Raw genomic sequence first — 13,430 nt, 5'->3', positions numbered from 1 at the left:
CTGCTGCCCAAGGGCGCCGGGGCCAGGTTCGACCGGCTGACGGCGGCGGACTGCGCGCTGCTCATGTCGCAGGTGAACTCCGAGCCGAGGGGGGCGCTCGGGTTCCTGACGCCGGCGCGCGTGCTGCGGATGGCCCTCGGGGAGGACGCCTCCGCCCTCATGGACGCGTTCGGGATAGAGGAGCTGGCGCCCGGCGAGCTCGACCTCACGCCCGGCTGCATCGAAAGGGCCAGGGCCGCGAGGGGCGAGGGGCCGCTGGCGGGATAGGCGGCGGGCCGGGACATGGGCCGGAGGGCCCGTTGCGCTGAGTCCGGAACGGCTGCGCGGCGGGCTGGCGGAGCATGCGGCGGCGGCATGGGGGCACCGGACTCCACAGCCCCTCCACCTGCGGAAACGAAGTGATGGCCAGGTGCCGGGAGCTATTTCCGCGTTGCGCTAGCTGCGGAAACGCGGGGTCCGTTCAGGCTGTTGCGTTGAGATTGAAAATCAACCATTTGTTTAAACGTCTAAGTTTGTTACAAGTTGATTACGTTACTGCTTTTTGACTCATTACCCGCCAAGGCGTCGCTCATCAAGCCACGCATTTTACAGATACAAGCAGACTGTTCATTAATATCGATTTTAGGCAAGCGCGAATGCGCTTGTACTGCCGCTACATTGTTCAAACAGGTATGACTTGACTATTTGCGCGACTTATGATCTACGAAACCACTCAAAAAAGTTGCGGTGGAATAGTTCTTGTTTAAGAGCCAGAAGGCTGGATTTAGGAACTATTTCACCGCAACTTATAGGGAATCCTAGACGATGTGGAGGGGGTGGGCGGCATCGACGGCGTCGAGGACGTCGGAAGGGCCGTCGGGGGCAGCGTCTGCCGGTTCCTCGTCGGGGGTCTCGATCTGCTTGATCATGACCTCCTGGCCCTGCAGCAGGTATGTTTCGCCGCTACCGCAATGGGGGCAGGTCTTGCCGTGCTCGACCGTCGCGTAGTCGCGACCGCATGCCGCGCAATGCGTCACGGCCTCGACAGGCTCCACAATAAGCTCCGCGCCCAGCGTGATAGGCTTTTTATCTGCCGCCCAGCGCCAAGCGTCGAGCAGCAAGTCGGGAACGACGCCCGAGACCTCGCCCAACAGCAACGTCACGCTCGAAACGCGACGCACGCCATGAGCGCGCGCCACATTCTCAACATCGCGAATAATGTGATAAACGATTCCCAATTCATGCAAGGTAGAAACCTTTCAACAACGGTTGATGCGATGCAAACTCAAAGCAAGGGGACGGCGAAATCTAGTCTGCGCCGTCCCCTTACCCGCCATGGTTACCTATTTACGACCGAACTTGATTTTGATTGCACGCTTTAAAGCATACTTGCCGAGGCTTGGGAGCTTTTGCTCGTATTTGACCATCGTTGAGCACTCGGGGCGGTCGCGATCCAGATGGATGGCGTCGAACGCGCACTTGGTGGTGCACAGGCCGCAGCCGATGCACTTGTTGGGATCGACGATCGAGGCACCGCAGCCCAGGCAGCGGGCGGTCTCGGCGCGCACCTGCTCCTCGGTGAAGGTCTCGACGTACTCGCTAAACGGCGCGGCCTTCTCGCGTTCGCGGTCCACATGCGCCACCTCGCGGCTCGCGTTGTCGTAGCTCTCGATCACGACATCGTCGCGGTCGAGCGCGGTGTAGCTGCGCTGGTTGCGGCCGATGGCGAGCGTGGAACCCGGCTGCACAAAGCGATGGATGGAGACGGCGGCCTCGTGACCGGCGGCGATAGCGTCGATGGCAAAGCTCGGACCGGTGTAGACGTCGCCGCCTACAAAGATGTCGGGCTCAGCGGTCTGATAGGTCTGGGGATCGGCAAGGGCGCCCTGGCCGCGGCCAAGCTCCACCTTGGAGCCAGCCAGCAGATCGCCCCACACAATGGACTGGCCAATCGACATGACGACACGGTCGGCATCGACACGGCGCATATCGTTCTCGTCGTACTCGGGCGCAAACCGACCCTCGTCGTCAAAGACACGCGTGCAGCGCTTGAAGGTGATGCCGCACACACGACCGGCCTCGTCCAGGTGAACCTCCTTGGGGCCCCAGCCGCAGCTGATGTGCGCGCCGTCCTCAACGGCCTCGCGACGCTCCTCCTCGCTGGCGGGCATCTGGGCCTCGCTCTCCAGGCAGAACATCTCAACGTGCTCGGAACCCAGACGGCAGGCGTTGCGCGCGACGTCGATAGCCACGTTGCCGCCGCCCACCACGATGGTGCGGCCGGGCAGCGCGTCAATCTTGCCGCTGTTGACCTCGCGCAAGAAGTCGACGGCCACGGTCACGTCCTCGGCCGCCTCGCCCGGAATACCGGCGAGGCGGCCGCCCTGGCAGCCGATGGCAACATAAAAGGCCTTAAAGCCCTGCTCGCGCAGCTCGTCGAGCGTCACATCGCGACCGACCTCAACGCCATAGCGGAACTCGGCGCCCATCAGGCGAATGACCTCAACCTCTGCCTCGATAACGTCCTTCTGCAGCTTAAAGCTGGGAATACCGTAAGTGAGCATGCCGCCCGGGCGCTCGTTCTTCTCGAACACGACGGGCTTGTAGCCCTTCTCGGCCAGGTAGAAAGCGCAGGACAGGCCGGCCGGACCGGCACCGATGATGGCGATCTTCTGGTCGAAGCCGCCGGCTCGCGTCGGGGTCACCACAGGTGGGACATAGCGGGTCGCGGCATCCAGATCGCGCTGGGCGATGAACTTCTTGACCTCGTCGATAGCCACGGCGGCGTCCACACGGCCGCGGGTGCAGGCGTCCTCGCAGCGGCGGTTGCACACGCGGCCGCAGATAGCGGGCAGCGGGTTCTCGCGCTTGATGAGCGCCAGTGCCTCGTCATAGCGGCCCTGCGCCGCAAGCTTCAGATAGCCCTGAACGGCAACGTGCGCGGGGCAGGCCGTCTTGCAGGGCGCGGTGCCGGACTCGTGCGTCTCGATACGGTTATCGTTGCGGTAGTTGGGCGACCACTTGGTGTGGTCCCACTTGGTGGCATCGGGCAGCTCCTGGCGCGGATACTCGGGTAAGCGGCCGCCGGCCTTTTTGCTGCAGAGCTTCTGGCCCAGCTTGGCGGCGCCGGCCGGACACACCTCAACGCAGCGACCGCAGGCCACGCACTTGTCCTTCTCGACCTTGGCGACATAGGCCGAGCGCGACAGGTTGGGCGTGTTGAACAGCTGAGAGGTGCGCAGGGCGTAGCACACGTTGACGTTGCAGTTGCAGATGGCGAAAATTTTGTTCTCGCCGTCAATGTTGGTGATCTGGTGCACAAAGCCGTTGTCCTCGGCCTGGCGCAGGATGTCGTAAACCTCGTCGCGCGTCACATAGTGGCCGCGGTCGGTCTCAACCACATAGTCGGCCATATCGCCCACGGCAATGCACCAGTCGGCGGGGTCGTCGGCGCAGCCCTCGCCCATCACGCGACGGCTCGCGCGGCAGCTGCAGGTGCTGGCGGCATACTTACCCTCGTATTTGTCGAGCCAGTGCTCGATATGCTCAATAGGCACCGAGGTGCTCGAAGCATCGATAGCCTTCTCGACCGGAATGACGTGCATGCCGATACCGGCACCTCCGGGCGGCACCATCGGCGTGGCTTTGGACAGCGGCCCCTTGGAGGCCTGCTCAAAGAACTTGGCATAGACCGGATGCTCCTCGAGCTGGCTCACGCGCATGTTGAGGAACTCGGCGGAACCCGGTACCAGCATGGGCAGCACCCACTGCTTGGCGCGCTCGAGATTTTCCCAGTTGTACTCGAGCAGACCCGTGTAGCTCATGTCGTCGAGCATCTTCTCGATCTGGGCCTCGGGCATGCCGGTGAGCTTGACCATCTCGGGCAGCGTATAGGGACGGCGCATCTTCATCTTGCAGAGCACCTCGGCCTGCTCGTCGGTCGCGGCCTCGGCAAACGACCAGTACTCGCAGCCCAGCAGCTCGTCGCGATGCAGCAGACGGTTAGTGCAGTGCTCGCACAGCTTGACGATTGCCTCGCGCGGATGCTCTGGCAGCGGCGGCACGAACTCCGAACCAATGTCGGGCTCGGTGTAGCTAATTCCCGGTCCGTTGAGAATCATGGTTGTCCCTTCTCTTGCCGCAGCCCGACGAGGCCGCAGCGCCCCTCTTTTTTTGCAGGTCGAGCATGCCCCATGCCGTTCACCCGCCATTGTTGACATTGTGTCAAAAATAGTATTGACGAACCGTCAACAATATTCAAGACTGTTAGGTGAACGGTCAGGCAAAAGAGGATGAAAGGCGGCAAAACATGGGCAACAACACAGCAGATACCTCTGTGGCCGATGCCGTCCCCGCGCCCGACAGCACGGCCAAACGTCTGACGGGCGACGAACGCCGTCGCGAGATCCTCGCCGCCGTGCGCACCGTGAGTTCCGAGCTGGGTGTGTCGCATCTATCTGTCTCGGCCGTGACCAAACGCGCCGGCTGCACGCGCTCATTGTTCTACCACTACTTTGCCGATATGGACGCCGCCGTCACCGCTGTCATGGACGAGGCAATCGACGGTTTTATCGCCGAGCTCGAGCAGTGGAATGCCAGCCGCATCGCCGGTGATATCGAGGGCGCACTCGACACCGTCGCCCCGCTCTTCAAGCGCCTGGTCGTCAGCGGCCACGAGCTGCCGAGTACGCTCACCTCAAGCAGCGGCGCGCTCTACGGCGGCTTTTTGCACAACGTGGTCCAGCGCGTGGCGCAGTATATCTGCGACACCACCGTGGTGGACTTTGTCGCCCATCATGAGCTACGCATCGACCATGTCTACGAGACGTTCTACACCCTCATCATGGGGTTGTTGATGTATATCCGCACGCACCCCGATGTGCCCGACGAGACGGTCAAGGAAATCATCGCCTCGACACTCCACATCGAGGGCTATACCGCCAAGTATCCGGAGCGCAATCCCCAGAACTGACGACATTTGGCCAAACTGCCCGCGATCGGAAGAGGGGCCGCGGGCGTGTGAAAGGAGAGCAGCATGCTGTTCGATGTTTGGGGTAGCGATACCCTTATCCACTGGGCCGGATGGGCCATGGTCTTTATTGGCCTCATCGTGCTCAACGAGGTCGGCCGCCGCACCAAGCTGGGCGCGGCAATCATCTTTGGCGTGGCTCCGCTGGCCATGACCATCTACTGCGTCGCCATCGCCATCGGCGTTTCGCAGGGTGCCGAGTGGGCACTCACCAACCCCACCCATGTGTACCAGAACAGCTGGTTCCACTACGCCAAGGTATACGCGGCGCTGGCCGGTTGCTGGGGCTTCATTGCCATTAAGTACCAGTGGGGCAAGATCGGCAAGGCGCATTGGTTCCGCGCATGGCCGTTTGTGATCGTCGCCATCAACATCATGATCGCCGTCGTGTCCGACTTCGAGAGCGCCTATCACTTCTTTGTCCTGGGCGAGTCCACCTGGGTCACCTCCGAAGGTGCTACGCAGCTGGCCGGCTGGAACAACGTGTTCAACGGCATCGCGGGTATCATCAACATCTTCTGCATGACCGGTTGGTGGAGCGTCTACGCCTCCGAGGACAAGACCGACATGCTGTGGCCCGACATGACCTGGGTCTACATCATCGCCTACGATATCTGGAACTTCTGCTACACCTACAACTGCCTGCCCACCCACTCCTGGTTCTGCGGCTTTGCGCTGCTGCTGGCGCCCACCGTCGCCGCCTTTATCTGGAACAAGGGTGGCTGGATCCAGAACCGCGCCTTTACGCTGGCCATTTGGTGCATGTTTGCCCAGGTGTTCCCGTACTTCCAGGAGGAGTCCATCTTTGTGACCCACTCCACGCTCGACCCCGGCGCCGCCACCGCGGTCTCGATCGCCGCACTGGTCGCCAATGTCGCCGCGATCATCTACATCGCCTACCGCGCCAAGAAGCTCGGCCGCAATCCCTACAAGCAGGATGTCTTTGAGGGCACCAGCGATTGGGAGAAGGCTACCGCTCGCCGCGCCAAGGTTGATTACGCGCACGCCGAGTAACATGTTGGTCGCTGTTGGCGCTTGGGCATAGGCCCGCCCGCCAGGATTTTCAATCCAATGTCTCGCAGAGCCCCCGGAAAGCGTTTCGCTCGCTTTTCGGGGGCTTTTGTCGTCGCGCCTCTATTCATCTATTCAAAAACATGCGCATATTTAAAATCGGATTTCAAATCATGCGGCGGCTCTATGGGGTCCCGTTTTTGGGTACAGTGTTGTCCCGATATTGAGCTTGGGGGATATATGAAAGATGAGACGATGGACCAAGAGGATGCGGCCCAAGATGCAGAAGCGTGCGCCGAGGCCCTGGAGAGCCTAGACCAGATCGCGCTGGCCGAGATTGCGTTTGACGATTCGAGCGTCGATGCGCAGGATGAGCCGGAAATCGAGGCGCAGCCCGATGATCAGGATGCAAAAGACGATGGCGCCGCGCCCACCGAAGACGAGGCGGGGCACGAGGAATCCGAATGTGAGGCCGACGACCAGACCGAATCCGATACGAGCGAGGAAACCATCTTGCTCGACAGCTTGCCGGCCGAGGATTCGCTGACCCGCGAGCTCCCCGGCCTAGGCTCTGCTCCTGTCGTCGATGAGACCATCGCCATGGGCGATATTCCCCTGCCGTCCGTTCCCTCGGCACGCGAAGCCGAGGTCCGCCATCGCAAGATGTCGCCAAAGCGCCGCAATCTGATGGTCGCCGGCGTCGTGGCCGTCGCGCTTGTCGCCGGCGGTGCAGGCTATGCTGCCTGGAACGGATATCAACAAGAGCAGGCTGCCGCTGTCGCCGCCAATGCCCACACGATGATGTCGGTGCAGATTGGCGTGCATGCCGCGGGCCTCGACTGCTCAACTGGCTCCAAGATTCCCGTGCAGGTGAGCGGGCAGGATTCCGACGGTTCTTCCGTGAGCGAAACGCTCTATGTTGACGAGCACGGTCGCGGCGTTAAGCTGCTGCCCGGCGATTACACGCTCTCCATTGCCGCCTCCCCCATCGCGGCCGACGGCACCATCTACACCGTCCCGACCACCAAGGCGCAGGTCGCCATTAAGAGCGATGGGCAGGATTTGAGTGCCCAGGCCACCTTTAAGCTCGAGGTGCCTTCGGCCGACACGGTGACCGACGACCAGATCGATGCCGCCGCCAAGTATGCCGAGGAAGGCGGGGTGAATTCCGCCGCGGTCGCAAAGGTACTCCAGCAGGCGGCAACCGCGCGACGCGACGCCGCGACCAACGCCGTGAGCTCCCGCAAGGCGCAGGCGGCCCGCGACGCCGATGCTCGACATAAGGCAACGGACCTGTATCAGCTCGATATTCCCGTTGAGTGGTACGGCAAAGTCGCGACTTGGCAAAACGGCAGCACGCTGTGCATATATCTTGCCGGCGACACGAACACGCCGCTTGTGACGCTTGTCACGGTGCGCGACGGCGAGAGCTTTACGCCCGATGAGGGCGACGCAGTTTTGGGTGCGGCAAACCTCGGCAACGGCTACACCGTCTACGCCAGCGGCCCCGTTTATCCGTATGTGGTGCCCCAGACCATCAACGGACGCACGCAAGACCCCGTGTCGACCTACCCCATGGACACTGCAGTTGAGCTTGTCGAACTTACGACCGGCAACCGCTATACCTATAGCCAGATCAAAAAAGTGCTGGTCGGCAAAGACGGCAAAGCCGACGCCGCGACCAAACTCGAGACCGACTACCTCGCCCAGATTCTCCTGCCGAGCATCAAGGCCCAGGACTAGCCGGCCCGAAGACAGCCGCCCAACACCCACACCCCTAACGCAGTTGCGGTGAAATATGGACTGTTTTTGCTGGTAAAACCGCAAAATAGTCCCTATTTCACCGCAACTTATTGGTGGCCTTTTGGATGGCACTCAGCGCCACGGATCGGCTTCGAACAGTGGCTCGCGCTCGGGGCGGCGATCGCTGTAGGGATCGTAGCCGTCATCGTCCTCGTTCTCGGCGCGGATATAGGGGTCGCGCGGCTTGGGTGCCGGCTTAGGCGCAGGCTTGGGTGCGGCGGGTGCGGCGGGTGCGGCGGGCGCCGCCTCAGTCGCCGGTGCGTTCGTCTTGTTCTCGTCTTTCATCTGCATATCTCCTTGCCGTGCAATTGTGTTCAACACCATCGATTGTCGCACGAAAAAGGGCGGCGGACCCAATTGGATCCGCCGCCCTTGGCGTTTAGAGACGGCTAGTAGTTTTTAAGGCATGGCCCAAAATCTACTCGGCGTCGGGGACCTCGTAGGTGGCCGCCGGCGTGTTGTCGCACACGACGGTAAAGCCGCCGTCCTTGTCGACATCGACCGTCACCTGATCGCCCTCGCGCACCGTACCGTCGATGATGGCGGCCGCGATGGCATCCACGACCTCGCGCTGAACCAGACGCTTGAGCGGACGGGCACCGAACACGGGATCCAAGCCGCCCACGGCGAGCATCTGCTTGGCCGCCGGGGTGATGGCAAGCGTCATGCGCTCCTTGGCCAGACGCGCGCGGACGTCGGCGAGCTGAATGTCGACGATCTTCTCGATCTGCGCCATGCCGAGCGGATGGAACACCACGATATCGTCGATACGGTTGAGGAACTCGGGGCGGAAGGTCTGAGCCATGGCCGCGTCGACCTGATGGCGCATCTCCTCCTCGTCCTTGCCGGAAAGCTCGGCGATAGCCTTGGAGCCCACATTAGACGTCATGATAATGATCGTGTTCTTGAAGGACACCTGGCGACCCTGACCGTCGGTCAGACGGCCGTCGTCAAGCACCTGTAGTAGCACGTTAAAGACATCCGGATGGGCCTTCTCCATCTCGTCGAGCAAGATCACGGAGTACGGACGACGGCGCACGGCCTCGGTGAGCTGGCCGCCCTCGTCGTAACCCACGTATCCCGGGGGCGCACCGATCAGACGCTGGACGCTGAACTTCTCCATGTACTCGGACATATCGATACGCACGAGCGCGCGCTCGTCGTCGAACAGGCACTCGGCAAGCGCCTTGGCGAGCTCGGTCTTGCCCACGCCAGTGGGGCCCAGGAAGAAGAAGCTGCCGATGGGCTTGTCCGGATCGGAGAGGCCCGCACGGCTGCGACGCACAGCTGCGGCGACGGCGGAGACGGCCTCGTCCTGACCGATGACGCGCTTATGCAGCTCGCCCTCCAGGCCCTTCAGCTTGTCGAGCTCGCCCTGCATCATCTTGGACACGGGCACGCCGGTCCAGGCACTCACGACCTCGGCGATCTCGTCGGAGGTCACCTGCTCGTTGAGGCCCTCGCCGTCCTGCTGCTTTTGTGCCTCGAGCGCAGCCTCGGAATCCTGAATCTGCTGCTGCAGGCCCGGAATCACGGAGAAGCGCAGCTCGGACGCACGGCCCAGGTCGCCGTTGCGCGTTGCACGCTCCTCTTCGCTCTTGGCCTCGTCAAGCTGGCCCTTAAGCTCCTGCACGTGGTCGATGGCGTTCTTTTGGTTGAGCCAGCCAGCCTTTTGCACATTGAGCTTTTCCTGGACCTCGGCAATCTCCTGACGCAGGGCCTCCAGACGCTCCTTGGAGGCGTCGTCGGTCTCCTTCATGAGTGCCTGCTCTTCGATCTGCAGCTGGGTGAGTTGACGTGTGGTGGCGTCGATCTCGACCGGCATGCTGTCGAGCTCCATGCGCAGGCGGCTTGCCGCCTCATCGACCAGGTCGATGGCCTTGTCGGGCAGGAAGCGGTCGGCGATATAGCGATCGGAGAGGTCGGCAGCCGCCACGAGCGCGCTATCGGTGATGTGCACGCCGTGGAAGATCTCGTACTTCTCCTTGAGGCCACGCAGGATCGAGATGGTGTCCTCGACGGTGGGCTCGGAGACCATCACGGTCTGGAAACGACGGGCGAGCGCCGCGTCCTTCTCGATGTACTTGCGGTATTCGTCGAGCGTGGTCGCGCCGATCGCATGCAGGTCGCCACGGGCGAGCGCCGGCTTGAGGATATTGCCGGCGTCCATAGAGCCCTCGGTGGCACCCGCGCCCACGATGGTGTGGAGCTCATCGATGAACAGGATGACCTTGCCTTCGGATTTTTGAACCTCCTTGAGCACGGCCTTCAAGCGGTCCTCGAACTCGCCGCGGTACTTGGCACCGGCGACCAGCGCGCTCATGTCGAGCTCGATGAGGTCGCGGTCGCGCAGGGTGCTCGGCACGTCGCCGGCCACGATACGCTGGGCGATGCCCTCGACGATGGCGGTCTTGCCGACGCCCGGCTCGCCGATGAGCACGGGGTTGTTCTTGGTGCGGCGGGACAGGACCTGGATGGTACGACGGATCTCGTCGGTACGGCCGATGACCGGATCGAGTTTGCCGGCGCGGGCCAGGTCGCAGATGTTGCGGCCGTACTGCTCCAGCGCCTCAAACTGAGTCTTATCCTCGGCAGACGTCACGCGGTCATCGCCACGTAGCTCCTCGTAGACCTGCTCGATGCGCTCCTTGGTCACGCCGGCATCGCGCAGCACGCGGCCGGCCTCGCCCTTGTCCTCGGCAAGCGCCATCAGCAGATGCTCGGTCACCACAAAGCTGTCACCCATCTTGGTGGCCTTCTTCTCGGCCTTCTCGATGACGCGGACGAGCTCGTTAGACAGACCCATCTGCTGGCCCTCGCCCGAAACCTTGGGCGCGCGGTCGATAGCATCTTGTGTGGAGCGTGCGAGCTGAGCCGGGTCGGCACCAATGCGCTCGATGATCACGGAGATATTGCGCTCGCCGGCACCGAGCAGGGCGGACAGCAGGTGAATCGGCTCTACCGCGCCGGCCTGCGCGTCGGCAGCCGTGCTCATGGCGGTCTGCAGCGCCTCGCGCGACGTCATTGCTAGCTTATCGATTCTCATGGAATCACCTCTCTTGGGGCGGCCGCCCTACGGGGCGGCTTCACGTTGTTCGAGAAGTATTGTTGCCAGCTTTGCGCGATCTTATACACAAATCTAAGTCTCTATATATAAGATTTTCTGAGTGATTGAAAGATAGGAAGCAGGTGCGCTCACCCGCTACGGCCTCGTCCCCTTACTATCTCAATCTGTAACATCTAGTCAGCAAATAGAGCTCTATCTGTTACAAATCGAGACGAACAGAAAACACCCGGATCAAAAATCTAAATCTGTAACACCAAGCCCACTTTTAGCGGCCAAGATGTTACAGATCGAGACAGACCGAAAACCACCACAAAGAGGATAGGCACCTTTGTGGTGGTCGCGGTCTCTACTCCTTCGCCGAACCCATACTTCCCGATTCGACGGTCCAGGGCATCTCATCCTCGAACAGCCATGTACGGGCAGACCCACTATCGCGTGCAGTCTGCGGGTCAGGCAAGCAGGTCTGTTCATAGGCATCTTGGATACACTGACCCATAAAATCGTTGAGCTCGGTCTGGTCGCCCTCCATGACATAGGCGACATCGCCGTCCATGATGTAGATGCCCGGACCCTCATTGCCCTCGTAGCCCGGATCGTACGAGACATCACATAACTTTGCGCCGTTTGCAGTGTCCAGCTCGATAGAAGAGTGGCATCCGCCAACCATGTCGTTCGCTTTTGCCCGATAGGACGCATATCCGTACCAGCGCTTAAATGTTTTGCCCTTGAGTAGCTCGGACGCCCTATCGATCAGGCTTGTATCCGTGGTATAGCGCATGGCCCCAAGCTGAATACGCGGATAATTGCTAATACCCAGCACAGCCGGCTGCTCATCAAAATCAACGGTAATGGTCTCGGGCTTGTCGTCGCCGGTCAGAAGTTCGACAGATTGAATCACAGGCTTGACCACCGGCTCCGTCACCGCAGCAGGTAGAAATGCCATACCGACAGCACCCGCGCCAACCACAGCGATCGCAAGCGCCAAGACAATCAATCCAATACGGGCAGAACGGCTCACGGCAAAACACCCCACAATGCAAACCTTCGGCACCTGCACTAATGATACCGCCAGCTAACACTATTACCAAAAGAAGCCGCGCGCTCCTCACCATCACAAAGGGGACAGGCACCTTTGTGGTGGTTTTCGACGCTAACGGTCGACCATCTCGCGCCATGAGATTAAACTTGAATTGTTCTCTGAACATATCCATTTCTGCCTATCCTCAACAGATCTTTGTCTCGAGGAGCGCATATGAAGCCGTCTCATTCCACCGGTCGCAACGTCATTACCATTTTCGCCATACCCATCGTGATGCTCTTCCTTATCGTCATCACGCCCTTTTCTTTTGGTATCGCCTCGCCCTTCGATCTTTGCGGGATGATCGACGCCGGCTCGCGTGCCACCTCGCTCTCCTTTGTCTGCCGTGGCGTGTTCTACGAATATGCAATTCCCACCGGAAGTTGGCAGTCCAAGTTACCGTTGCTCGGCAAGGTCGACGGATGCTCCCCCTATTTCTGCCTTGAACCTCAGGCGCTAAACTATCTGATCGACGACCAGCCACTCGACTCCATCACCCTCGCCTACGACTACGCACCAAACACCGATGAGCGCCACATGAACCAAGTCCTCGACAAGCTGCTTGGACAGTGCGGGCTCACCGCGGAAGCCGGTCGAACCATCTATAGCAACCGGAAATTAAAGCGAACAGAACTCCGCCGTGTCGGAATAATCAAAGGGCGAAACGGGGCCGCCTACTGGGATGCCTGGGCAACACGCGACAAGGGCGAATTCGGACACAGCACCTATATGGTCACTGTCTACACCAAAGACGGAATTAAGGACAATGTTGACGATTTCGCGTCATCCAAACTCGGCATCCCCAAAACAATCAAGCCCGCCAGCCCAGATGAAATCCTGTAGAGACGCTCATTAGAATGTCGTTCAGCGAGCACGGCAGCATCGAGCTCGCCCCCCCCCGCCACCACGAAAGGGACAGGCCCCTTTGTGGTGATCTTCGGCCCCGGCGTTCACCATCTCAATCTGTAACATCTAGCGGCCGTTTTTGGGTCCAGATGTTACGGATCGAGATGAATTGTTCAGCGGTGCCCGTTTATCTAGATTTGTAACAACTACTCGGCAAATAAGGGTCTACCTGTTACAGAACGAGACAAACCGCCAAACCACCACGAAGGTGCCTGTGAACTGCCTCCCATTTCTTGGACATCGGGAAATGGGAGGTTTTCCATGAGTATAGACCTCAGGGTGAAGCACGACCTGGAGTCCAGGAGGCGGGCCGTCGAGCTCTTCGACGCCGGCGTCGGCTGCAAGCCGGCGGCCGAGGCCCTGTCCGTCCCCCGCGAGACCGTGAGAGAATGGCAGTGGGTATACCGGGCGTTCGGAAGCGAGGCGCTGCTGTCCATGGGCGGGAAACAATCCAGGTACACATTCGAGCAGAGGGTCGCCGCGGCGTCGGCCGTGGTCGACGGCGGGATGGCGAAGGCCGACGCTATGGCCGAGTTCGGGATCAGGTCGAAGTCCCC

General features: G+C 60.9%; 9 protein-coding genes and 2 pseudogenes. 6 read left to right on the top strand and 5 right to left on the bottom strand.

Going from position 1 to position 13,430, the window contains the following annotated elements:
* Positions 1-267, top strand: a pseudogene (locus HMPREF9463_RS00865) (IS30 family transposase); the annotation flags it as partial.
* A 530-nt stretch (positions 268-797) separates the two neighbouring features.
* Here the strand turns inward: HMPREF9463_RS00865 and HMPREF9463_RS00860 are convergent.
* Together HMPREF9463_RS00860 and HMPREF9463_RS00855 are read right to left on the bottom strand one after the other, a co-directional pair.
* Entirely contained in the window at positions 798-1,226 is a 429-nt protein-coding gene (locus HMPREF9463_RS00860; protein WP_035136632.1) for a hydrogenase maturation nickel metallochaperone HypA, read from the bottom strand.
* A gap of 96 nt (positions 1,227-1,322) precedes the next feature.
* Positions 1,323-4,100 carry an FAD-dependent oxidoreductase gene (locus tag HMPREF9463_RS00855; protein ID WP_198019886.1) on the bottom strand — a complete coding sequence of 926 codons (2,778 nt, stop codon included), beginning with the start codon at positions 4,098-4,100 and terminating at the stop codon, positions 1,323-1,325.
* Between the two features lie 188 nt (positions 4,101-4,288).
* Between HMPREF9463_RS00855 and HMPREF9463_RS00850 the strand changes: the two genes are divergently transcribed.
* From HMPREF9463_RS00850 to HMPREF9463_RS00840, 3 genes are all read left to right on the top strand, one after another.
* Complete coding sequence (locus HMPREF9463_RS00850) at positions 4,289-4,951, top strand: TetR/AcrR family transcriptional regulator (protein ID WP_084591724.1); 663 nt, start codon at positions 4,289-4,291, stop codon at positions 4,949-4,951.
* A gap of 63 nt (positions 4,952-5,014) precedes the next feature.
* Positions 5,015-6,022, top strand: coding sequence for a DUF5692 family protein (locus tag HMPREF9463_RS00845; protein WP_035136631.1), 1,008 nt, complete (start codon positions 5,015-5,017; stop codon positions 6,020-6,022).
* 237 nt (positions 6,023-6,259) lie between these two features.
* Positions 6,260-7,762, top strand: a complete 1,503-nt coding sequence (locus HMPREF9463_RS00840; protein ID WP_198019885.1) for a hypothetical protein — start codon at positions 6,260-6,262, stop codon at positions 7,760-7,762.
* Positions 7,763-7,894: 132 nt separating this feature from the next.
* Here HMPREF9463_RS00840 and HMPREF9463_RS00835 read toward each other — a convergent pair whose 3' ends face one another.
* The 3 genes from HMPREF9463_RS00835 to HMPREF9463_RS00825 form a co-directional block, all read right to left on the bottom strand.
* Positions 7,895-8,107 carry a hypothetical protein gene (locus HMPREF9463_RS00835; RefSeq protein ID WP_232219717.1) on the bottom strand — a complete coding sequence of 71 codons (213 nt, stop codon included), beginning with the start codon at positions 8,105-8,107 and terminating at the stop codon, positions 7,895-7,897.
* Positions 8,108-8,240: 133 nt separating this feature from the next.
* Entirely contained in the window at positions 8,241-10,868 is a 2,628-nt protein-coding gene (gene clpB, locus HMPREF9463_RS00830) for an ATP-dependent chaperone ClpB (RefSeq protein ID WP_035136628.1), read from the bottom strand.
* 367 nt (positions 10,869-11,235) lie between these two features.
* Entirely contained in the window at positions 11,236-11,922 is a 687-nt protein-coding gene (locus HMPREF9463_RS00825; RefSeq protein WP_035136627.1) for a hypothetical protein, read from the bottom strand.
* Positions 11,923-12,141: 219 nt separating this feature from the next.
* Between HMPREF9463_RS00825 and HMPREF9463_RS00820 the strand changes: the two genes are divergently transcribed.
* Positions 12,142-12,810 (top strand): hypothetical protein, encoded by a 669-nt coding sequence (locus HMPREF9463_RS00820; protein WP_035136626.1) that lies wholly within the window; start codon positions 12,142-12,144, stop codon positions 12,808-12,810.
* A 324-nt stretch (positions 12,811-13,134) separates the two neighbouring features.
* Positions 13,135-13,430, top strand: a pseudogene (locus HMPREF9463_RS11005) (helix-turn-helix domain-containing protein); the annotation flags it as partial.

It is taken from the genome of Collinsella sp. 4_8_47FAA (assembly GCF_000763055.1).
In the GTDB taxonomy this organism is placed as follows: Bacteria; Actinomycetota; Coriobacteriia; order Coriobacteriales; family Coriobacteriaceae; genus Collinsella.
This window is presented reverse-complemented; position numbering and strand designations above follow the sequence as displayed.

Coding starts and splice junctions, on each gene's coding strand:
- clpB (WP_035136628.1), bottom strand. CDS start 10,868: ATGAGAATCGATAAGCTAGCAATGACGTCGCGCGAGGCGCTGCAGACC.
- HMPREF9463_RS00820 (WP_035136626.1), top strand. CDS start 12,142: ATGAAGCCGTCTCATTCCACCGGTCGCAACGTCATTACCATTTTCGCC.
- HMPREF9463_RS00840 (WP_198019885.1), top strand. CDS start 6,260: ATGAAAGATGAGACGATGGACCAAGAGGATGCGGCCCAAGATGCAGAA.
- HMPREF9463_RS00855 (WP_198019886.1), bottom strand. CDS start 4,100: ATGATTCTCAACGGACCGGGAATTAGCTACACCGAGCCCGACATTGGT.
- HMPREF9463_RS00835 (WP_232219717.1), bottom strand. CDS start 8,107: ATGAAAGACGAGAACAAGACGAACGCACCGGCGACTGAGGCGGCGCCC.
- HMPREF9463_RS00845 (WP_035136631.1), top strand. CDS start 5,015: ATGCTGTTCGATGTTTGGGGTAGCGATACCCTTATCCACTGGGCCGGA.
- HMPREF9463_RS00850 (WP_084591724.1), top strand. CDS start 4,289: ATGGGCAACAACACAGCAGATACCTCTGTGGCCGATGCCGTCCCCGCG.